Source organism: Sphingobacterium sp. B16(2022) (assembly GCF_012030425.1).
GTDB classification, from domain to species: domain Bacteria; phylum Bacteroidota; class Bacteroidia; order Sphingobacteriales; family Sphingobacteriaceae; genus Sphingobacterium; species Sphingobacterium anhuiense.
This window is the reverse complement of sequence record NZ_JAAUVN010000022.1, coordinates 1-261: the sequence shown is the minus strand read 5'-3', so window position 1 is coordinate 261 and position 261 is coordinate 1. Positions and strand designations below refer to the sequence as shown.

Annotated in this window: 2 tRNA genes; both read right to left on the bottom strand. The window is 49.0% G+C overall.

The features are described from left to right. Positions 1-51: 51 nt before the first annotated feature. Positions 52-125: transfer RNA gene (locus HCX49_RS25280), tRNA-Ala, on the bottom strand. Between the two features lie 10 nt (positions 126-135). Beyond that, positions 136-212, bottom strand: a tRNA-Ile gene (locus HCX49_RS25275). Positions 213-261 lie beyond the last annotated feature (49 nt).

Sequence of the window (261 nt, the reverse complement as noted above, 5' to 3'; positions counted from 1 at the left end):
CTCTTTGTAGCCTTATCGTGAACACAATATCTTAGTGTCCGGGCATACGTGTGGAGAATATCGGAGTCGAACCGATGACCCCCTGCGTGCAAGGCAGGTGCTCTAGCCAGCTGAGCTAATTCCCCGTATTATTTATGGTAGTCCCGAGCAGATTTGAACTGCTGACCCCTACATTATCAGTGTAGTGCTCTAACCAACTGAGCTACGGGACTAGCTTATCATTCTATCTCTCTGGACCGTCCATTTTCAGGGATGGGCACA